Raw genomic sequence first — 20,383 nt, forward strand, 5'->3', positions numbered from 1 at the left:
TTGCAATATAACGATTTATTAACAAACTCTGTTCATTTTATAAAAGATTTCTTCAGAATTCCTAAAGATTGATTCCCCCTACAAAAAAGCAAGTCTATTATACTGAGGTTAGGTACAAATTCGCTGCCAAAGTTTTGTTGATACGATACTGGCAGATAGTACTTATCAGTTTGAACCTCTTTTTTGGGGTTAATGAGCCCTCTGGCATCAAAAACACCATTTCCCGGCTCTTTTTCGTAAATGTCTGTCAGACGAATTGTCTTATTTAATCGCAATAATTTCAGACAAATTGTCAGTAAAGCATAGTTAAAGTCCCAAAGAAACTGAGGTTTCTTTTCCAGAATCTGTTGAAATTCGTCGCCGAAATATTCAAAAAAAGGCGATTTTCCATAGGCAGCTTTGATTGTTCGCCAGTGAATTTCGGGCCATCTTTGCTGATAATCTATCTGAATATCCTTTGCAAGTATCTTTTTATTGCCATCCAATACGGGCACTATCAACATTTCTACCTTATTTGCCCCCAGAATATAGCAACGATTCCGATAGCTTTGCTTCATATAATGCTCATTGCTTTCCAGTAAAATTTCGTCGAAATGAAGCAATGTTGAGAAAAACTGAATACAAGGTAAGTACTGTAAATCGATTAAAAGGGTGCTTTTTGCTTGTTCTTCCATTATTCAAGAGAACTTTTCTAACTTTTAAAATTCAAATACTGTGGAATCATATCTATATTCCGTGTTCTTAATGGTTACAGATGTGTTCACTGAAAAAGGTAGTCACCGTATTGACTACCTTTTTCAGCTTTCAATTTTATTAGCTGATACATGATAATCATCGCTATTCTCAGGCAAAAAGGTTCCCACCATAAGGGCTAATTTTTCTAGTCCTACCTTAGTGGCTTGTACTCTGACAAACTCCGAAACTACTTTTGGGTAAGTATAGCCTATAGCTGCTCTATCCATTCTGATTTTCATTTTCACTTCTTGCATGGCGAATTTGTTATGTGGATGGCTAGTCGTGGATTGATTAGGATTCAAGAAGTAAGCGTTCTTAAATCTCTTACAAACCCCTCGTTAATGGTGCGTAACGTAGAAACAGGGCATTGCGGCCCAGTCCCTGTCTCTACCAATTCAGGCATTGCATAAAACGTTTATTTTGTAAAACCTAATTAACCCAAGACTTGGACATCCCATAAATTTCGGACTTAAGCTTGTCTTTTCAAAGTATTTAGGCATTTATTTGGAATAATCAAACTGTTTGAAAGTGGTTATACAATAATGATCTTGTCCTGAATTAGATTTTAATTTTATCTTTCGCAATTCTATGACAACCTATCGCAAAACAACATAATTTTATAAAAATTGACAATTCATTTCAGATTCTTCGTTGTATTATTTTAAAAAATTAGAAATTTGCGGTGTATACCTCTTTTCCAATATCCTATGAGAAGTTTAGTAATACTGATTGCTTTTACAATATTCAACCTTTGTTCGGCTTTTGCTCTAGACAACCTGACTAAGAAATTTGACTCTACCTACACTTTCGGAGCTTTCGATAAGTCTTCAGGCAAAAGGCTGGCAGCTACATTTAAGATTTATTTTAAAAGTACTGACCCCTTGGTTATTCAAGGTACTCTGGTAAGTGATGTCCAGTTCAAGCCAGCTACAAAAGGCCAATATGAGGTAGAAATCAGTATGGCTAACTATGTCACAAAACGAATCCCTCTCAACCTTGAAAATCTCGGTGCCGGAAAAACCAGTTTTAAAGAAGTTTTAGAGCCAGCTTTAGATGAGTTTATTTTTCTGATTACAGATGCAAAAGACAAGCAGATAATTACGAATGCCAAAGTAAAAGTTTTTGATGAAGCGAGACAGGAAGTAGAAGCAAAAATAAACCCAAAGACAGGAGAATGGAAGGCAATGCTGGATGGCTCAAAGAGCTATCAAATTGAAATAGAAGCACCTGGCTACCAGAGTACCCGCATGGATATTCCTAAAAACTCTAGCAAATTTATCAGTGTCAGTCTGCAAAAAAATGCTTCGCTGGTAGCTTCATATATCGCGGTGGATGCCATTACAAAAGAGCCGATTACAGCCAATTATAAAGTTTTGCGTCCGGAAGAAACTACCCTAACCGGACAATCTATTAAAAATGAGCCCTATAAAATCGAATTCAATCCTAAGAAAAAATCCACCATTGAGGTTAGTGCAGAAGGCTATAAAACAATAACGGAACCAATTGCTTTTGATCAGACGCTCATTGACAAAGGGATTCCTAGTGCGTTAATGAAAAAATTTGAGCTGCAAAAAGATACCTATAGCTTTCTTTTCAAAATCATTGATGCGCAAACCAAAGCCAATATTATAAGCACCCGAATGCGCATCGTTAATTTAAATAATAAGCAGTCGATTGCGGGTAAAATCGAAAAAGAGGGTTTTTCTGCTAACTTATCACCTGATACCGAATATTCTATTGAAGTAGAATCAGAGGGTTACGACCAGGCAAAACAGAATATTGATTTGAAAGAATTAATTGCCAAAAATCAATTTGTGCAGGAGATTTTATTGATAAAAAAATCGATTGAACAATATAAATTAATAGTAGTCGACGAAGAAAATGACAAGAATGTAGCAGGGGCAAACCTCAGGATATTTAATGCTAAAAATGAACCCATTACAATCTCCACCACCAACGTACAATCAGAGTGGCTGGCCGATTTAAAGATAGCTGAACAATACACTGCTGAAGTAAAAACAACAGGTTATCTGGCTTATAGAGCACCTATTATAAAAAGCAATAAAACTTTATACTTGAAAATCAGAAAAGTACCTACGGCCGAAATTTACTTCATGGTTACTGATTTTTATAGCAAAAATATATTACCGTCTGATTTTAAATTGAGAACTGGCACTACACTAGTTGAAGGCACTATGAATCCTGAAAAAACAAGATTCAAAGCTAAATTGACTCCAGATAAAAATTACGAAATTGAAGTAATATCTGAAGGTTATGCGCCTTATAAAGAAACTGTTAATCAGACCAAAGCAGTTAACAATGTTATTACACTTGAATTGAAGAAAACGGGTTATAATTTTATTTTCAATCCAATAGATTCAAAAACCGGAACAGCTATTCCGGATGTAAAAATCAAACTGACTGATGCTAATAACCAATCAATAGTAGTGACCAATAATGAAGCAAAGGGCGTTTCTCCTCAAAATCTTGAGAAGAAATACTCTCTAAATGCCCAAGCCACTAATTATAAGCCATTTTCAGAAAATATCGATTTGAAGGATATGGTGGTGGCAAATAAGCATGACATAGTGATGGAGAAAATAGAGATAGTACAGGCGCCTCCAAAAGTAGAAGAAAAACCTAAAGTGGAGGAAAAGACGGTAGCCAAAAAAGAAGAAACTCCTGCCCCTCCGGTTTTAACACCCAAAGAACCTGAGAAGAAAGAGCCTGAAAGAACCTTGATGTCGTCAATTGCAGACGAATATTTTAAAGGGGTTTCTATCGGAATGCCTGTAAAATTGGAGAATGTATTTTTCGATCAAAGCCAGCCAGTTATCAAACCTCAATCTTATCCTGAACTAGACAGACTGGTTGGTCTGCTGAAAAAATACCCTAAAATGCGTATCGAAATTGTCGGACATACAGATAATGTAGGTGATCCTCGAATGAACTTGTATCTATCAGAATTAAGAGCAAAGGCCGTTTCAAATTATTTATTCAATAAAGGGATTTCGCCTAATCGTCTGACCCATAAAGGCAGAGGACAGGAACAGCCAGTTTCGGCAAATGATACTGAAGAAAACCGCCAGAAAAACAGAAGAGTTGAGTTTATTGTAACAGATTATAACTAATAATCGTTTGATACTTATTCCTTTACCGTGGCTCTTCTGATTCGATCATTAATGGCTCTGCCCAAATCTCTTTCCGGAAGCAGTTCGGTATAAATAAGCTCAACATCCATTGAGTCTAATAGTCTCATGTAGGCAAAGAGATTTTTAGCTGCCTCTCTGAAATCACCACTTGGAGAAAGCAATAGTTGATTCTCAACAGGAATATCAGCATGATAACGATTAAAGCCTAAATAACCATTTTTTGATTCCTTTCTATCAATAGCTTTGTTTTGATTGAGAAGAATCAATTGTTTCTTAGGTGCATAATGGCTTTTGAGCATTCCGGGTGCTAAAGGATTAGAAGAAGAATGTTCAATTACTTTTACCTTACCCACTACAGATTCAATATCTTCAATGGACAGGCCACCTTTGCGGTAAACCACAGCTTGATCATCGATAAACCCAACAATTGTCGACTCAATACCTATCTGACAATCACCTCCGTCAAGAATATAATTGATTTTATTTCCTAACTGATTATTGACGTGAACAGCACTAGTCGGAGAAATGTACCCAAACGGATTAGCACTAGGGGCGGCTACGGGAAAAGGCAGTTTACTTAATAGCTCCAACGTTAAGGGATGTTGAGGAATACGTATAGCCACATTTTCGAGCCCGGAAGTTACTAAATCTGGAATAATATCTTTTCTTGGTAACAAAAGCGTCAATGGTCCGGGCATAAATTTTTCTGCCAGTGCGTATACCCTTTCATCCATTTCATTGATATAATCAGTAAAACGTTCGATACTATTGGTATGAATAATGAGTGGGTCAAACGAAGGTCTGTTTTTTACTTCAAAGATTTTTGCCACTGCATCCACATTCAAAGCATTTCCTGCCAAACCATAAACGGTTTCAGTGGGAATACCAATCACCTCCCCATCGCTCAAAAGCGTTATCGCTTCTTCTATATCTTTTCCTATAATTGCCATTAAATCAGGTCTTTTTCAAAATATGCTACATCGCCCTCCGGATTATAGTTATACGGAATGGTTTCAGTAAATTGTAGGGATTTATATAAATGATTCGCAGACTCCAGGCGTCTAAGTGTGTCTAATTTCATTTTTTTATACCCTTTCTCTTTTGCTTCTTCCATAATCACCTGCGCCAGCTTTTTCCCCAATCCTAAACCCTGAAAGGCCGGCCTTACATACAATCTTTTCATTTCGCAAACACCTTCTTCCAGCTTCCATAAAGCTATACAACCCACACTTCTGCCATCTACCTTTGCTAAAAAAATAGCCCCTTCTGGCTCTGCATATTTGGCAGGCAGTTTAGCCAGTTCTTCTTCAAAATTCTGAAAGCACAAACTTACTCCAAGGAATTTTTCATATTCTCTAAACAATACCTTTACTTCTTCTAAATCTTCTGTTGAAGCAATTTTCTGAATTGCGATATTCATATTTATATTTGTTTATTTAGTCAGGATACCCGACTTCAACCAAAGTCAATCCCTCTGCCGGGACAGCTCTTCCAGCCTTTTGACGGTTTTTTGATAAAATAACATCTTCAAATCCTGATAAGCTTAATTTACCAGTACCTACCTCAAGCATGGTCCCTACAATGGCTCTTACCATTCCTCTCAAAAACCTATCAGCTTTGATATGAAACAGCAGAAACTGCTCCTGATGTTCCCAATAAGCAAATTCAATCTGACAATTAAAAGTTGCAACATCTGTATGTACTTTACTGAAACACTGAAAATCTATATGATTTTTCAGAATCTCTCCTGCCCCATTCATCGGCTCTACATCTAGAGGCGCCCTGTAAAAATAGGAAAAATCCTGCCAGAAAGGCGTTTTCTGCTTCGAAATCCGATATAGATATCGCCGATGAGTGGCATCAAATCTGGAATGAAATTCATCTGAAACAACTCTTATCTTTTGAATAGCAATATCTTTGGGCAAAATACCATTCAAAGCGTACACCAACTTTTCCAGATTATTCACAGGATCCGTCAAATCAAAGTGCGCAAACTGCTGATAGGCATGTACACCTGCATCAGTCCGGCTACTTCCTACAATCTGCATTTCCTGTCTTAGCACAGTTGACAAAGCCCTCTCGATATGCCCTTGCACACTTGGCGCATTGTCTTGCACCTGCCAGCCATGAAATACAGAACCCTTATATGAACACTCTAATAAATATCGCATGGGGCAAAGATAATACCCTTGCAGGGAAGTACACAAATCTGACAGAATTAAAAAGCGGGGTTATCCATATATTATCCACATCGTGGAACATTTTTTCCACCTCGTGGAACATTTAATTGTTTCTTAACATTAAATGTTTGATATTTGAAGCAGTAATTTTCTCTAACCACAAGCAATGGGAAAAATAATAGCAATTGCCAACCAAAAGGGAGGCGTAGGTAAAACAACCACTACCATAAATTTAGCAGCCAGTTTAGCTGCGCTCGAATTTCGTACACTTATCATTGATGCTGACCCACAAGCGAATGCTACCTCTGGTCTGGGCTTTAACCCTAAAGAAGTAGAAAACAGCATTTATGAATGTATGGTCGATGATATTCGTCCGCGTGACATTATCATTGAAACTGACTTTCCCAACCTTGATTTATTACCCTCTCACATCGACCTTGTAGGAGCTGAAATCGAAATGATTAATCTCCCGAAGCGCGAAGAAAAGATGAAAGAATCATTGATGGACGTGAAAGATATGTATGATTTTATCATCATTGATTGTTCACCGTCTCTGGGGTTAATTGTCATTAACAGTCTTACTGCTGCCGATTCGGTTATTGTGCCTGTACAATGCGAGTACTTCGCCCTCGAAGGATTGGGTAAATTGTTGAACACCATCAAAATCATTCAGCAGCGCTTAAACCCTGCTTTGACCATTGAAGGTATTCTTCTAACCATGTATGATTTGCGGGTGCGTTTGTCTAATCAGGTTGTGCATGAGGTAACAACTCACTTCAGGAATATGGTTTTCCAGACCCTGATACCGAGAAATATCCGATTGTCCGAGTCGCCGAGTTATGGAGTTCCTGCACTGGCCCAAGATGCCGATAGTAAAGGAGCTATCAGTTATCTGAATCTGGCAAGAGAGATTCTGATAAAAAATGGAAAATTAGTATCTGAAAACTGATACGCTTATTCGAAGAATTATAACAAATGTACATGGGAGGATAGGTAACAAAGGCCCATTTAACATTAAAAAAATATGGAATCCAAATTAGCTAACCAAAAAAAGGGGATGACCGGGCTCGGCAGAGGTTTAGGTGCGTTACTTTCAGACTCTGGCAGTACTCCTTCTGAGACGCCAACTATTCCACGTCGCTTAGAAGCAATCAGTTCTATGCACGAAGTACTCATAGAATCAGTTGAAACGAATCCTTATCAGCCCCGTACGCATTTTGACCAGGAGGCATTGCAGGAATTAGCAGAATCGATTAAAGTATTAGGTATCATTCAACCGATTACCGTTAAAGAATCAAGCCCTGGCAGATATACATTAATCTCTGGTGAACGTCGTTTACAAGCTTCCAAATTAGCAGGTTTAACCAAGATACCTGCCTATATCCGTACGGCTGACGATCAGCAGATGCTGGAAATGGCATTAATTGAAAATATTCAGCGTGAAAACCTGAATGCCATAGAAATTGCCCTGAGTTATCACCGTTTATTAAGCGAATTCCAGTTAAAGCAAGAAGAACTGGGCGATAGAGTTGGTAAAAACCGTACAACTGTCAATAATTACCTTCGTTTATTGAAATTACCGGATGTCATTCAGGCGGCCGTTCGAGACAACGAGATTTCGATGGGTCATGCACGTGCCCTGATTAATATTGACAATCACGAAACACAGATTAAACTTTTCAGCAAAGTAGTTGAAGAAAACTGGTCGGTTCGTAAAATAGAAGACGAGGTACGCCGTTTGGCATTATTGATTCAGGAAGATAACACAGGGAAACGCCAGACTTCAATAAAGCAGGAAATTTCGTCGTTACAATTCAGATTACAGGGCTATTTTGGTACGAAAGTATTGGTAAAAGCTGACGATAAACATAAGGGAGAAATTAAAATTCCTTTCTCATCGAAAGATGAATTAGACAGAATTCTAAACTCAATCAAAGTAAATCAGGAATAATATTCTGGTATCAAAAGAGCTTAAAAATTGTTAAAGAATTGTAAGAAGAAGTATAAGAACCTAATTTTGTCTCTTTATACGCAATTAAATTTTCGGAATATGGGTCGGACGTTGGTTTTTCTTTTACTGATTACAAATATTTCTTTTGCTCAAAAAACAGATACGCTCAGTATTACCCCTGTAAAGGCTGACTCAATCAAGAAAATAGTTATTGATTCTACCAGAAAGCTTAGCCTTTTCAACAAATTTTTAAAACCGGATACATCTAAAAGAGGAAATTTTCTTAGCAGGGCTTTCAAAGTTGATTCAGCAAAAAAAGCGAATCCTGCCCGCAAAGCATTGCTCCGCTCTTTGGTACTTCCGGGCTGGGGACAGGCAACTAACAAGGAATATTGGGTAATACCGATAGTTTATGCTGCTGCTGCTGGCGGGGTTTATACTTTCTGGTTTACGAATGATAGATACTGGTACTACAAGCATTATTTGCAGGAAATTGTACGTGGAACTGAAAAGGAAATCATGATTGAGGAGATTTCGGGTATCTGGAATAAAAAAACCGGAAGAACATTAGGGCCCTTTACCCAAGCACAGGTAGAACCGGCGGTTACGAGTTTCAGACGTTATAGAGATTTAACAGTGATTATGTTTGCAGTAGGTTGGACATTACAGGCAGTACAAGCCAATGTATCAGCACATTTAAAAACATTTGATATGAGCGATGATATTTCGCTTAAATTTGAACCAAGTATTCAATCAACTGCTTATGGCAATGCCATCGGGGCAAAAGTTGTTTTGAGATTTTAAACGAACAAAATACCTTTAATTATTATATGCGTATTGCTCTGCTAGGATATGGAAAAATGGGTAAAGTAATTGAACAGATTGCTTTACAGAGAGGTCATGAAATTTCTGCCAAAATAGATATCAGTAACCGGACAGATTTATTATCAATTAATTCTGAAAATACTGATGTGGTGATAGAATTCAGCTCTCCCGAATCAGCCTATGGTAATCTTAAATTCTGTATGGAATTTGGTCTGCCTACTGTATCAGGCACTACCGGTTGGCTACAGCACAAATCAGAAATTGAGAAATTGTGTTTAGAAAACGAAGGGGCTTTCTTCTATGCTTCAAATTATAGCATTGGCGTAAATCTGTTTTTCGAATTAAACAAATCGTTGGCGAAGTTAATGAGTCCTTATATGGACGAATATAAGTTATCGACCAACGAAATTCATCATACCGAAAAGAGAGATGCGCCAAGTGGTACCGCCATTACTTTGGCACAAGGCATCATTGAAAATTTGAGCAATAAAATCAAATGGGTGAATAATCAGAATGCTTCTGAAAACGAGGTACCCATCTGGTCGTCAAGAGAGGGCAAAGTGCCCGGCACTCACGAGATTAAATATATTTCTGATGTTGATCAGATTGAAATCAAGCATATTGCTCATAGCCGTAACGGCTTTGCTTTAGGTGCTGTAATTGCAGCCGAATGGATATATGGCAAAACCGGAATCTTTGGTATGCAGGATATGTTAGGGTTTTAACCTTAATTTTAATCGATATATAACAATATATTACTAGCGATAATCATTAAATTAAAAAATCTCCACTCAGGAGTGATTATATATGGCAGAAGTTGAAATAAAAAAAACAGAAGAAAAACCTGTAAAAAAGAAATCGGCAACAAGAGAGTGGTTTGACTCAGTGCTGTTTGCAGTAGTTGCAGCAACCCTGATTCGCTGGCTATTTTTAGAGGCCTATACAATTCCGACGGGTTCAATGGAAAAAAGTCTTTTAATTAACGATTTTCTTTTTGTAAGTAAATTACACTACGGTACCAGAACACCAAAGACGATATTACAACTTCCTTTAACACATCAGAAAATCTGGTTTACGGATATTCCATCCTACCTTGATTGGATTCAGCTACCACAATATAGATTACCGGGCTTTACTCATGTTAAAAATGGCGATGTAGTCGTGTTCAATTATCCGGGTTGCCCAGAACGACCAGATGAATTTGGTGGTTTTGATAAATATCCGGTAGATTTAAGAACAAACTATATCAAACGTTGTATTGGTATCCCCGGCGATGTAGTAGAGTTACGTGCTGGTCAGGCATATGTAAACAATAAAGTATTCGCAAACCCTCCGGGCTTACAAATGGAATACGCCATTGAAGCCAATACACAGGTAAATGAAAAAGTATTCCAGAAATACGATATTTCTGAGTTTGAGCAAGACCTAAGAATTACTGATAAAACCATTTATTACGTAAAAGCCACTGAAAAAGCAGTTAAGGACATGAAAAGCCTTGACTTTGTAAAAAACATTACACCAATGGTAATGGCTAAAGGTGATACGACTGACATTAGATACAATACCTTCCCTTATAATTCACGTTTGTTTCCATTCAACAGAGATAATTTTGGCCCGATTACCATTCCTAAAAAAGGTGTTACAATTCAGTTGGATGAAAGAAATCTTGCGCTATATAAAGGAGTAATCACTACTTTTGATGGTAATAAAGATGCAAAATATGTAAATGGCCAGATTATTCTGGATGGTAAACCAATTACCTCTTATACCTTCAAACAGGATTATTACTTCATGATGGGTGATAACCGCCATGGCTCTGATGATTCACGTTTCTGGGGTTTTGTGCCAGAAGACCACATAGTAGGTAAAGCAGTATTCATCTGGATGTCTATTGATAAAGATGGTACTTTCCTTAACAAAATTCGGTGGAATCGTTTGTTCAGTATTATCAGATAAAATATAGATAGTTCCATAAAAAAGTCCATTTCTGATTCGGAAATGGACTTTTTTATGCATAAATATTCACAAAATCACCATTCAATCGGTTCCAATCCTTTACTTGTCAAATAATTATTTGCCTGACTGAAATGCTTGCAACCAAACCAGCCACCATAATTAGCAGCCATAGGCGATGGATGTTTGGCTCTTAGAACAAAATGTTTTTTATCATCAATTATCTTGCCTTTATCTTGCGCGTATTTTCCCCAAAGCAAAAATACAATGCCATCTTTTTCATCATTAAGGCATCTAATGACAGTATCCGTAAATTGTTCCCAACCTTTATTCTGATGCGAACCAGCAGCACCTGCCCTAACCGTCAGAGTCGAGTTTAATAATAATACACCCTGTTTCGCCCATCTTTCCAGATTGCCACTTTTTGGAATTGTTATCCCTAAATCATCCTTAATCTCTTTAAAGATATTGATTAATGAAGGCGGGCAAGGAATCCCATCATTCACAGAAAAACAGAGTCCGTTTGCCTGACCAGGTCCGTGGTAAGGGTCTTGCCCTAAAATAACCACTCTGGTATCTTCAAAACTGCACTTATCAAAAGCATTGAAGATTAATTTACCTGGCGGATAGCATACACCGTTTTTATACTCGTTACGTACAAACTCAATCAGATTATGAAAATACTCTTTCTGAAACTCTTCATTTAGCCGTTCTTTCCAGCTTTCAGCGATTTTGACATCCATAAGATTAATTTAAAGTCGATTTAGTGCCCATTTAAGCCTAAAACAGTGCTTATGTCTAACAATGGCACCGTTTAGGAACTTTTTTCAAAAAAAATATTCCGTAATAGCTCCAATTATAATATAAATTTGTTACTTTACAGAGCGAATTCCCAAATTGTTAAAAAATACCCAGGCATTATGTAATGCCTATGATGAATCTACTATAAATTATGACCACAATTACGGCATCAACTGAGGGCGTAAAGGTTAGTGTGCTAACTGAGTACCAACCAGAGTATTCTAGCCCATTTCAGTCCCATTTTGTTTTTAGCTACAGAATCCGAATCGAAAATCACAGCGACAACACCGTACAATTACAAAGACGAAAATGGATTATTTTCGACTCGAATGCTACTGTGCGCGAAATTGAAGGTGAAGGCGTAGTTGGCCTTACACCCGTTTTGGAACCCGGTGAAAGTCATGAGTACATTTCCGGATGCAGTCTGAAATCTTCTATTGGTAAAATGACAGGTTCATATGTCATGGAAAGATTAGTTGATGGCAAGAAATTCAGGGTGATGATTCCTGAATTCAGTTTAATTGCCCCATTCAGGCTAAATTAATCGTATCTTAAAAGGAATGTAAATCTGCTTGGAGAAACACTGAGCGCAGCTTTTCTTGTGCTTTAGATTAACGCATTCCATATAATTACTCAAGACGAAATTAGAATACTCAGGCATATGAATGAGCACGGCTGATAGTCGTGCTTTTTTTATACATGAGTTTGATAAAAAAGCAAAAAAAACTAACAGCCTGTCTTTTTCTCATTTACTTTTGCAGCAAAATTTCTTTCAATACATATTTCTAATTCATAAAAATTATGCAATACAGAATAGAAAAAGATACAATGGGCGAAGTACAAGTACCTGTTGATGTTTATTGGGGTGCACAAACACAACGTTCTATTGAAAACTTTAAAATTGCTCAGGATATTAATAAAATGCCTAAAGAAATCATCAAGGCTTTTGCCTACCTGAAACATGGAGCAGCTTTGACGAACTTCGAATTAGGTGTGTTACCAAAAGAAAAAGCAGATTTGATTGGTACTGTGTGTCAGGAAATTCTTGAAGGTAAATTAGACAATCAATTCCCGTTAGTAGTTTGGCAGACAGGGTCAGGCACCCAATCAAACATGAACTGTAATGAGGTAATTGCGTATCGCGGACACGTATTGCAAGGCGGTGAATTGGGAGATAAAACCAAATTTTTACACCCGAATGATGATGTAAATAAATCGCAATCATCAAACGATACCTTCCCGACAGCGATGCACATTGCTGCCTATAAAATGTTGATTGAGACGACCATACCGGGCATAGAAAAACTACGAGATACACTTGCTGAGAAATCAGAGGCATTTATGAATGTAGTGAAAATCGGTAGAACTCACTTTATGGATGCGACACCTTTAACCGTAGGGCAAGAGTTTTCTGGCTACGTTTCTCAATTAAACCACGGTTTAAAGGCTATTAAAAATACTTTGGCTCACCTTTCAGAATTGGCTTTGGGTGGCACGGCGGTTGGTACAGGTATCAATACACCAGAAGGTTATTCTGAATCAGTAGCTAAGAATATTGCTAATCTGACTGGTATTCCATTCGTTACAGCAGAAAATAAATTTGAAGCATTGGCGGCACACGATGCGATTGTTGAAGCACATGGTGCTTTGAAAACAGTTGCAGTAAGCTTGATGAAAATTGCCAATGATGTAAGAATGTTATCATCTGGCCCTCGTGCGGGTATTGGAGAAATCTTTATTCCTGACAACGAACCAGGTTCATCTATTATGCCGGGCAAAGTGAACCCTACTCAATGTGAGGCATTGACCATGATTGCAGCACAGGTAATGGGTAATGATGTAGCGATCAACGTAGGTGGTGCCATGGGACATTTTGAGTTGAATGTATTTAAACCGGTAATGATTTATAACTTTCTACATTCAGCTCGCTTAATTGGTGAAGGTTGCGTATCATTCAATGATAAATGTGCAGTTGGAATCGAACCATTGAAAGAAAACATCAAAAAGCACGTTGACAACTCTTTGATGTTGGTAACAGCTTTAAATACCAAAATCGGCTATTACAAAGCGGCTGAAATTGCTCAGACGGCCCATAAAAATGGTAGTACTTTAAAAGAAACTGCTATTAAATTAGGTTATCTGACATCAGAAGAATTTGATGAATGGGTAAAACCTGAGGATATGGTAGGTAGTTTGAAATAAATTTAAAATTAAATCATATTAAAAGCCTGTCTCAATACTATTGTAGACAGGCTTTTAACTTTATGGAATTATTTATTAAAGCTTTTTTGGAATATTACAGGATACTTTATTTCACCCGTTTGATTGTCATGAGTAGCCAAAACCCTTTTTTTACCTTGCTCTGATACTTTCTCAATAATTCCATTTTCATCAATATTGTATTTTAATTTATTATGCGAAATGTAGAAATAATTCTTATTTTTAAGTGGTTTTTCTTCAAGCTCTAATGAAATCACGTACTCTATATCCACAGACATATTAGCTGTCAATTTTGAATCTACCCTACTTAAATTTACAGGCTCATTAAAAGCAATTAGTGTTTGACTCAATTTCGTTTTTGTTTGATTGGAAAAAATCAACATAAAAATTCTACTTTCCAGATTATATTTCTCCATTACAAATAAAACCGTATATTTTTCTTTATTTACCTTTCCTAAATATTCATACCAGAAAATATTTCCTAAATCCTTTAATTTTCTCTCGCTTGTAGCATTAAATATATATGCTTTGGCAAATTTTAAATCAATTATTCTTTTACCCGGGTCGCCAGTACTGAAATCTTTCTGATAAATACTATAAAGTTCATCCGACGTTTTAGGTAGTTTAATTATTGGGAAGTGCGAAAAAAATATTTCCGTTTTTGCATTCTTACTATTTTGGCTAAATGCGAATATAGATGTACTCAACATGAAAAAAACAATAAAATCTCTTTTCATTTTCGACACTTGCCTTTAGTAAAATTAATTATTTAGTCATTAGCAATTTTTCAATTTTCCTTACGCCAAAACCTCATTTATCACCTTCCCGGCCACATCAGTCAACCTGAAATTTCTACCTTGAAATGGAAACACCAGTTTTTCATGATTAAAGCCCATCAAGTGCAAAATAGTGGCCTGTAAATCATGGATATGAGTCTTACCTTTTACTCCATAATAACCTATTTCATCAGTTTCTCCATGAGAATAGCCTTTCTTTAAGCCTGCACCCGCCATAAACATCGTAAAGGCATCTACATGGTGGTCTCTGCCTTTAAACGGGGTATTATTATCTCCTGCCCTATTTTCCATCATTGGTGTTCTGCCAAATTCTCCACCCCAAACAATTAATGTATCTTCTAATAAGCCTCTTTGTTTAAGGTCTAAAATCAAAGCAGAGATAGGTTTATCTACATATTCCACATTTCTCCGTAAGCCAATATCTACGCCACTTCCGGCGTCCGTACCATGATTATCCCAACGACGGTCGAATAATTGCACTACTCTTACTCCTTTTTCCAGTAATTTTCTGGCTAATAAACAATTATTGGCAAAACTGGCTTTGCCGGGGTCCGTACCATACATTTCATGAATATAAGCCGGTTCGCCTGAAATATCCATCGTACCCGGTACTTCTGCCTGCATACGATAAGCTAATTCGTATTGAGAAATACGCGTCAGAATTTCAGGATCACCAATTTCCTGATAAGTCAGTTCATTGATTTTATTAATAGTTTCAATCGATTTCTTACGCAAATTGCTATCTATCTCACTTGGGTTATTGATGTATAAAACCGGATCACCTTTTGAACGACATTGAACGCCTTGGTAAACCGATGGCAAGAATCCATTACCCCATAAATATTTCCCAGCACTCGGCTCTGAACCCGATACCAATACGACATAACCCGGCAAATTCTGATTTTCTGATCCTAAGCCATAAGTAATCCATGAACCAAGACTTGGTCTACCTACCCTACTCGCACCTGTGTGCATAAACAATTGGGCAGGAGCATGATTAAACTCATCTGTATGCATGGCTTTCAGAAAAGTCAGGTCATCAGACAATTTAGGCAAATAGTTAAAATAATCAGAAAACCAGTTACCTGATTGTCCATATTGCTGAAAAGTAGATTGCGGGCCAAGCATCTTGGGCACTCCTTTGATAAAGGCAAATCTCTTACCCTCTAATAAAGAAGGTGGGCATAATTGTCCATCGAGCTTGGCTAATTCAGGCTTATAATCAAAAAGCTCTAATTGAGAAGGAGCGCCTTCCATGTGCATAAAAATGATGCGCTTAGCTTTGGAGCTAAAATGAGAGGGTCTAACCGCCAAAGGATTTTCATCAATCGGTGGCTTGGATGATTCGCCAAAGCAGCCTCCTAACATGGATGAAATCGCCAGACCACCCAAACCAGAAGTACATTGTTTCAGGAAATGCCTTCTCGTATTAAATTTTGCTTCGTCAAAAAAAGCTTCTTCAGATACTGATATTCTTTTCATTTTGTCAGAAATTCATCTAAGTTCATCATGGCATTCGCAGTAAGTGTCAAGGCACCTAATTCTGCTTCACCTTTTTCTTTTTTCCTTAAATCAAGCAAAGCCTCCTGATACAACTGATAGAGAAGTTTTGTCTTGTCATCAGATGGCGCTTTTTGGAAAAGATATTCATACCCAACTTTCAACTTCTCTTCTACTCTTTTGCTCGGCACCTGTTTCATTTTCAAGGCAATATTTTGAGCAGCCGCATAATAAACCGTATCATTCAGAGTGGTTAAAGCCTGTAAAGGTGTATTGGTTCTGATCCGTCGAGAAGTACAAACATTCCTCTGCGGACTATCAAAGGTGATCATAGAAGGGTATGGATTCGTTCGGCGCCAATAGGTATAAACCGCCCTTCTGAACAGGTTTTTCTTAGGCTCATTTCTCCAGCTATCATCTGTTGGGTTTGGTGGCCGAACACTTGGCCCATACATTTCTTCATTCAATAAGCGACTCACAAAAAGTGCCTGATCTCTGATTTGTTCAGAAGACAATCTTACCCGAGGTCCTCTTGCTAAAAATAGGTTTCGAGGGTCTTTCTCTAATAATTCTTTACTCACCACTTCTGATTGTCTGTAAGTTGCAGACATCACCATCAATTTCAATAGTTTCTTTACACTCCAGTTCTGTTCGTCCATAAACTTCACTGCCAGCCAATCCAATAGTTCAGGATGAGTAGGCTTTGCTCCCATCGTTCCAAAATCCTCTAAAGACTCTACTATACCATTCCCAAATAATTGCTCCCAGAAACGATTGACCATTACGCGTGCCGTCAATGGATTATCTTTACTCACCAACCACTCCGCAAAGCCTAAACGATTGGCAGGAAAATTCTTCAAACCTGGCAATGAACCCGGCATGGCAGGTTTTACCTCATCTCCATGCGCAGTCCAGTTTCCTCTGATAAAAACGTGGGTTTTACGAGCCCTGTTTGGATTCATTTCCATAAGAACCGGTATACCAATACTTTCTACTTTTGCTAATCTATCTAAAGAATCTCTGAATGCCTTCGGATAGCTGTTCTTCAGCGGTTTTTCAGATTGAAAATCTATCCAGTCTAAATGAATCAGGTCTGTCCAGAAATTTTTCCCTTTTTTATAGACCAGGTATACATCATGTAATCCTTTTGTAGGTTTTACACTCCCTGTTGAAGTGGTATAACGACTCCATCTTGACCAACCTGCATTCACAGTTTCTTCACTACATTTGGTCTCAACTCTACTAATCAACTCTCCTTCCGAACTCCCCAGACGCATTTCTATGAACAGATTTTCCGCTCCACTCTGGTAGCCATATGTAACCTGCGTTACATCTGTCAAATCCACATCTTCATATACCGTATAAGCGCCGTCAGTAGTCTGCATAATGGTTTTCTGGTTATTCCATAATTCAATATGCCTGCTGGCGCTATCAAATTCTTCGGCTTCTATGCGGTAAATGCCCATTCGCTTCAGATAATCCTGCTTTTGCTTGTCTAAAGGGATATTTGGAGAAACTGGTGAAACGTCCTTTTCAACACTTTTCAACCAGGTTAACAATTTTCTCACCTCCTGTTCTTTTTCAACATCATAGGTTTTCAGCAGAGGTTTATCATTATATAAATCTCTGTCTTGGGTATTGTTGAAGAATGCAAAAGACTGATAAAACTCTTTATGTCGGAAAGGATCATAAGGATGGCTATGGCATTGCACGCAAGCCATCGTTGTTCCCTGCCAGACCTCCCAGGTTGTTGAAACCCTATCCAGCAGAGCCATGTTTCTGAACTCTTCATCATTGGTCCCTCCTTCATCATTCGCCATCGTATTTCGATGAAAAGCTGTAGCAATCAACCTGTTTTCAATTTCTTTAGCAGTGATATTATTTGATTTTGGTAGCAAATCACCTGCTAGTTGCTGAATAGTAAACTGATCAAAAGGCATATCTTCATTAAATGCCCTGATTACCCAATCCCGGTATTGCCAGATGCTACGGTCTAAATCTTTTTCATACCCTTTTGAATCAGCATATCGCGCAAGGTCAAGCCACATAGTTGCCCAACGCTCACCGAAATGAGAAGATTTCAAGAGCCGGTCAACCTGTTTTTCATAAGCATTAGGGCTATTGTCTTTGAGAAATGCCTGCGTTTCTTCAATGCTTGGAGGCAAGCCGATCAAGTCTAAACTTAATCTTCTTAATAGTGCAGTTTTATCAGTTTCTGGCGAATGTTTTAAGCCTTCCTGATTCAATTTGTCCAGCACAAACTTATCAATATCGTTGGCTATCCATTTATCACTCACATCCGGCGGACTAATAGATTTATCAGGTTTAATGTACGACCAATGGTCTTCCCAGTTAGCGCCTTCATTAATCCACCTTTCTATTTTACTGATTTCTTCATCACTCAATGGCTCAGCCTCAAGAGGCATACGTTCTTCTGCATCATGTGATTTTAAACGCTTGACTAGTTCAGAATTACTAGCATCATGAGGGATAATGGCAAATTTGCCTGATTTGGCTTTCGCAAGTGCTTCCTCTCTGAAAAGCAGGCTAAAGCCCCCACTCTTCTTTACGCCTCCGTGGCAGACAATACATTTCTTATTGAAAATCGGGCGAATTTCTTGATTATAGCTGATTTTTTCCCGTGTAAAATGATACACAGAAGCAACGGCAATCAATACTGCGGCAAATAGACTTATCCAGGTTAATCTCTGATAATTCATTAGTTGAGTTTAATGAAAATACTCTCGAATATCCACAAAAAATGGTATGAATACAAGTTTTTTTATCATTATACGATAGGCTCTAAAAAAACTCCTATCCTCCTATCCTTTTATATCAGCCTCAGTTGAGTATATTTGGGCATATGAATCAAAATCGTTTCAGATAATGGTAGATGAAGCAACTTTCAGAGAAATGGCGCTTTCGTTTCCTGATACAATTGAGCAACCACATTTTGAAAAAACCTCGTTCAGAGCAAAGAAAAAAATCTTTGCCACTTATGCGGCTTCCGATAAACGGGCTTGCCTGAAACTCTCTGAAATTGACCAGTCTGTCTTTTGTTCTTTCAATAAAGCAATAGTTTATCCTGTATCCAATAAATGGGGCAAGCAAGGTTGGACATTATTTGAACTGAACAGAATTGAGCAAGAAATGCTGCATGATGCCTTAGAAACTGCTTATAAAGAAGTAACCAAAAAAAAATAGCCTTAAAACGACACGACTCTATGAGAATCATCGATTATCCAACCATTATAAAAATAGCCTGGGCTAATTTTGACAATTCCAAAACCATTGCTCACGTAGAAGACATCAGCGCCAAGGTTTCAACCAACCATGTTTTCAGAGTAAAATTTGATAATGACGATATAATTGTTGCCAAACTATCATATTTTGGTACGTATGAGCATTTCAAAGAAGATCACCAGATTATTCATGCTTTATCAAATAATCTGCTTTATCCTTTTGAAAACGTTTTGGCAAAATCTTTGGTAAAAGATAATGAAGTCTACACTTATCGTTTTCAAAGTGGAGCCATAGATGCCTGGGTAGTATTTTATAACCCAATCCGACATCTGCACCGCCTCCCTCGCAGATTGGATGAAGAGCATATCAGAAAATTAGGGGCAGAAATTGCCAAGTTTCATAAAGCATGTGCACGCGTCAGTACAGTTTTACCCAAAGCCTCTAAAACACTTCGCTCCGATATTCAGGATCTATTAAATATTCTGAATACAGAAGTCGGAGAATTTGAGCATCGGATGCATATTGATGATCTGAAAACACAATGTGAGATTTTTCTGGAAAATCGACAGAAACTGGTAGCAAAATCCATAGAAACTATGCCTGTTTTTATGGATTGGAATATTGGAAATTTTTCTGTTACCAAAAACTTAGAATTGTATTCTCGTTGGGATTATGATTGGTTCAGAATCAGCTATCGGGTGATGGATTTCTATTTTTTTAGCAGGGTGGTTTCTGATATCGGCGATAGAACGGTATTCAGTTATTATATTGGCCCTTTGATGGAAGACCGCTTTATTATCTTTTTACAGGAATACCATAAAGTATATCCCCTGACAGAAAATGAAGTACGATTTATGAAAGAAGCTTATCGGTTCTTTATCTTAAACTATGTTATCAAATATGGCCGATACTTCTTTCATCGTACCTATGCTACGAAACTTCAAAGAGAAGCCTACGAAATTTACCTACCTTCTATTGAGAAAGTATTTGATGCCGAAAAGATATTAAAAGCCTTGAATATTTAAC

General features: G+C 37.6%; 19 protein-coding genes. 10 read left to right on the forward strand and 9 right to left on the reverse strand.

What is annotated here, in order from left to right; all coding sequences use genetic code 11:
• Window positions 1-32 precede the first annotated feature (32 nt).
• A complete protein-coding gene (locus ACYVFA_RS07100) occupies window positions 33-674 on the reverse strand; it encodes a WbqC family protein (protein ID WP_460471118.1) in 642 nt (213 codons plus the stop codon).
• A gap of 123 nt (window positions 675-797) precedes the next feature.
• Window positions 798-989: a hypothetical protein gene (locus tag ACYVFA_RS07105; RefSeq protein ID WP_460471119.1), complete on the reverse strand. Its 192-nt coding sequence runs from the start codon at window positions 987-989 to the stop codon at window positions 798-800.
• A 453-nt stretch (window positions 990-1,442) separates the two neighbouring features.
• Here ACYVFA_RS07105 and ACYVFA_RS07110 point away from each other — a divergent pair, with 453 nt between their 5' ends.
• Window positions 1,443-3,866 carry an OmpA family protein gene (locus ACYVFA_RS07110; RefSeq protein ID WP_460471120.1) on the forward strand — a complete coding sequence of 808 codons (2,424 nt, stop codon included), beginning with the start codon at window positions 1,443-1,445 and terminating at the stop codon, window positions 3,864-3,866.
• 14 nt (window positions 3,867-3,880) lie between these two features.
• Here ACYVFA_RS07110 and ACYVFA_RS07115 read toward each other — a convergent pair whose 3' ends face one another.
• The 3 genes from ACYVFA_RS07115 to truA are packed head-to-tail and all read right to left on the reverse strand — an operon-like array spanning window position 3,881 to window position 6,058.
• Complete coding sequence (locus ACYVFA_RS07115) at window positions 3,881-4,837, reverse strand: L-threonylcarbamoyladenylate synthase (protein WP_460471121.1); 957 nt, start codon at window positions 4,835-4,837, stop codon at window positions 3,881-3,883.
• Window positions 4,837-5,307 (reverse strand): GNAT family N-acetyltransferase, encoded by a 471-nt coding sequence (locus tag ACYVFA_RS07120; protein WP_460471122.1) that lies wholly within the window; start codon window positions 5,305-5,307, stop codon window positions 4,837-4,839. Before ACYVFA_RS07120 ends, ACYVFA_RS07115 begins: the two co-directional genes overlap by 1 nt.
• Window positions 5,308-5,323: 16 nt before the next feature.
• On the reverse strand, window positions 5,324-6,058 hold the full coding sequence (gene truA / locus ACYVFA_RS07125) for a tRNA pseudouridine synthase A (protein WP_460471123.1): 735 nt from the start codon (window positions 6,056-6,058) through the stop codon (window positions 5,324-5,326).
• Window positions 6,059-6,233: 175 nt separating this feature from the next.
• On the opposite strand from truA, the gene ACYVFA_RS07130 reads away from it, so the two are divergent.
• From ACYVFA_RS07130 to lepB, 5 genes are all read left to right on the forward strand, one after another.
• Window positions 6,234-7,016 carry a ParA family protein gene (locus ACYVFA_RS07130; RefSeq protein WP_116985391.1) on the forward strand — a complete coding sequence of 261 codons (783 nt, stop codon included), beginning with the start codon at window positions 6,234-6,236 and terminating at the stop codon, window positions 7,014-7,016.
• 75 nt (window positions 7,017-7,091) lie between these two features.
• Complete coding sequence (locus tag ACYVFA_RS07135) at window positions 7,092-8,018, forward strand: ParB/RepB/Spo0J family partition protein (RefSeq protein WP_460471124.1); 927 nt, start codon at window positions 7,092-7,094, stop codon at window positions 8,016-8,018.
• A gap of 99 nt (window positions 8,019-8,117) precedes the next feature.
• On the forward strand, window positions 8,118-8,822 hold the full coding sequence (locus tag ACYVFA_RS07140; RefSeq protein WP_460471125.1) for a DUF5683 domain-containing protein: 705 nt from the start codon (window positions 8,118-8,120) through the stop codon (window positions 8,820-8,822).
• 26 nt (window positions 8,823-8,848) lie between these two features.
• Window positions 8,849-9,568: a 4-hydroxy-tetrahydrodipicolinate reductase gene (dapB, locus tag ACYVFA_RS07145; RefSeq protein ID WP_460471126.1), complete on the forward strand. Its 720-nt coding sequence runs from the start codon at window positions 8,849-8,851 to the stop codon at window positions 9,566-9,568.
• Between the two features lie 82 nt (window positions 9,569-9,650).
• The gene (lepB, locus tag ACYVFA_RS07150; protein WP_460471127.1) at window positions 9,651-10,799 is read left to right on the forward strand and encodes a S26 family signal peptidase; all 1,149 of its coding nucleotides are present in this window, start codon (window positions 9,651-9,653) and stop codon (window positions 10,797-10,799) included.
• 74 nt (window positions 10,800-10,873) lie between these two features.
• Here lepB and ung read toward each other — a convergent pair whose 3' ends face one another.
• On the reverse strand, window positions 10,874-11,539 hold the full coding sequence (gene ung, locus ACYVFA_RS07155; RefSeq protein ID WP_460471128.1) for a uracil-DNA glycosylase: 666 nt from the start codon (window positions 11,537-11,539) through the stop codon (window positions 10,874-10,876).
• A 209-nt stretch (window positions 11,540-11,748) separates the two neighbouring features.
• Between ung and apaG the strand changes: the two genes are divergently transcribed.
• A complete protein-coding gene (gene apaG, locus ACYVFA_RS07160) occupies window positions 11,749-12,141 on the forward strand; it encodes a Co(2+)/Mg(2+) efflux protein ApaG (RefSeq protein ID WP_460471129.1) in 393 nt (130 codons plus the stop codon).
• A gap of 257 nt (window positions 12,142-12,398) precedes the next feature.
• Window positions 12,399-13,799, forward strand: coding sequence for a class II fumarate hydratase (gene fumC / locus ACYVFA_RS07165; RefSeq protein ID WP_460471130.1), 1,401 nt, complete (start codon window positions 12,399-12,401; stop codon window positions 13,797-13,799).
• Window positions 13,800-13,867: 68 nt separating this feature from the next.
• Here the strand turns inward: fumC and ACYVFA_RS07170 are convergent, their stop codons facing one another.
• Genes ACYVFA_RS07170 through ACYVFA_RS07180 form a run of 3 tightly spaced genes read right to left on the reverse strand, consistent with a single transcriptional unit; the run spans window position 13,868 to window position 18,834 of the window.
• Window positions 13,868-14,554 (reverse strand): hypothetical protein, encoded by a 687-nt coding sequence (locus tag ACYVFA_RS07170; protein WP_460471131.1) that lies wholly within the window; start codon window positions 14,552-14,554, stop codon window positions 13,868-13,870.
• A gap of 60 nt (window positions 14,555-14,614) precedes the next feature.
• The gene (locus ACYVFA_RS07175; protein WP_460471132.1) at window positions 14,615-16,096 is read right to left on the reverse strand and encodes a DUF1501 domain-containing protein; all 1,482 of its coding nucleotides are present in this window, start codon (window positions 16,094-16,096) and stop codon (window positions 14,615-14,617) included.
• On the reverse strand, window positions 16,093-18,834 hold the full coding sequence (locus tag ACYVFA_RS07180; RefSeq protein ID WP_460471133.1) for a DUF1553 domain-containing protein: 2,742 nt from the start codon (window positions 18,832-18,834) through the stop codon (window positions 16,093-16,095). The genes ACYVFA_RS07175 and ACYVFA_RS07180 overlap by 4 nt, the downstream gene beginning before the upstream one ends.
• A 166-nt stretch (window positions 18,835-19,000) precedes the next feature.
• Here ACYVFA_RS07180 and ACYVFA_RS07185 point away from each other — a divergent pair, with 166 nt between their 5' ends.
• Together ACYVFA_RS07185 and ACYVFA_RS07190 are read left to right on the forward strand one after the other, a co-directional pair.
• The gene (locus ACYVFA_RS07185) at window positions 19,001-19,318 is read left to right on the forward strand and encodes an MmcQ/YjbR family DNA-binding protein (RefSeq protein WP_460471134.1); all 318 of its coding nucleotides are present in this window, start codon (window positions 19,001-19,003) and stop codon (window positions 19,316-19,318) included.
• Between the two features lie 20 nt (window positions 19,319-19,338).
• On the forward strand, window positions 19,339-20,382 hold the full coding sequence (locus ACYVFA_RS07190) for a hypothetical protein (RefSeq protein WP_460471135.1): 1,044 nt from the start codon (window positions 19,339-19,341) through the stop codon (window positions 20,380-20,382).
• The last annotated feature ends 1 nt before the right edge of the window (window position 20,383 follow it).

This window comes from Emticicia fontis (genome assembly GCF_054779675.1).

Bases quoted from the DNA above. Each gene is read 5' to 3' on its own strand.
- ACYVFA_RS07100 (WP_460471118.1), bottom strand. From the start codon at position 674: ATGGAAGAACAAGCAAAAAGCACCCTTTTAATCGATTTACAGTACTTA.
- ACYVFA_RS07105 (WP_460471119.1), bottom strand. From the start codon at position 989: ATGCAAGAAGTGAAAATGAAAATCAGAATGGATAGAGCAGCTATAGGC.
- ACYVFA_RS07110 (WP_460471120.1), top strand. From the start codon at position 1,443: ATGAGAAGTTTAGTAATACTGATTGCTTTTACAATATTCAACCTTTGT.
- ACYVFA_RS07115 (WP_460471121.1), bottom strand. From the start codon at position 4,837: ATGGCAATTATAGGAAAAGATATAGAAGAAGCGATAACGCTTTTGAGC.
- ACYVFA_RS07120 (WP_460471122.1), bottom strand. From the start codon at position 5,307: ATGAATATCGCAATTCAGAAAATTGCTTCAACAGAAGATTTAGAAGAA.
- truA (WP_460471123.1), bottom strand. From the start codon at position 6,058: ATGCGATATTTATTAGAGTGTTCATATAAGGGTTCTGTATTTCATGGC.
- ACYVFA_RS07130 (WP_116985391.1), top strand. From the start codon at position 6,234: ATGGGAAAAATAATAGCAATTGCCAACCAAAAGGGAGGCGTAGGTAAA.
- ACYVFA_RS07135 (WP_460471124.1), top strand. From the start codon at position 7,092: ATGGAATCCAAATTAGCTAACCAAAAAAAGGGGATGACCGGGCTCGGC.
- ACYVFA_RS07140 (WP_460471125.1), top strand. From the start codon at position 8,118: ATGGGTCGGACGTTGGTTTTTCTTTTACTGATTACAAATATTTCTTTT.
- dapB (WP_460471126.1), top strand. From the start codon at position 8,849: ATGCGTATTGCTCTGCTAGGATATGGAAAAATGGGTAAAGTAATTGAA.
- lepB (WP_460471127.1), top strand. From the start codon at position 9,651: ATGGCAGAAGTTGAAATAAAAAAAACAGAAGAAAAACCTGTAAAAAAG.
- ung (WP_460471128.1), bottom strand. From the start codon at position 11,539: ATGGATGTCAAAATCGCTGAAAGCTGGAAAGAACGGCTAAATGAAGAG.
- apaG (WP_460471129.1), top strand. From the start codon at position 11,749: ATGACCACAATTACGGCATCAACTGAGGGCGTAAAGGTTAGTGTGCTA.
- fumC (WP_460471130.1), top strand. From the start codon at position 12,399: ATGCAATACAGAATAGAAAAAGATACAATGGGCGAAGTACAAGTACCT.
- ACYVFA_RS07170 (WP_460471131.1), bottom strand. From the start codon at position 14,554: ATGAAAAGAGATTTTATTGTTTTTTTCATGTTGAGTACATCTATATTC.
- ACYVFA_RS07175 (WP_460471132.1), bottom strand. From the start codon at position 16,096: ATGAAAAGAATATCAGTATCTGAAGAAGCTTTTTTTGACGAAGCAAAA.
- ACYVFA_RS07180 (WP_460471133.1), bottom strand. From the start codon at position 18,834: ATGAATTATCAGAGATTAACCTGGATAAGTCTATTTGCCGCAGTATTG.
- ACYVFA_RS07185 (WP_460471134.1), top strand. From the start codon at position 19,001: ATGGTAGATGAAGCAACTTTCAGAGAAATGGCGCTTTCGTTTCCTGAT.
- ACYVFA_RS07190 (WP_460471135.1), top strand. From the start codon at position 19,339: ATGAGAATCATCGATTATCCAACCATTATAAAAATAGCCTGGGCTAAT.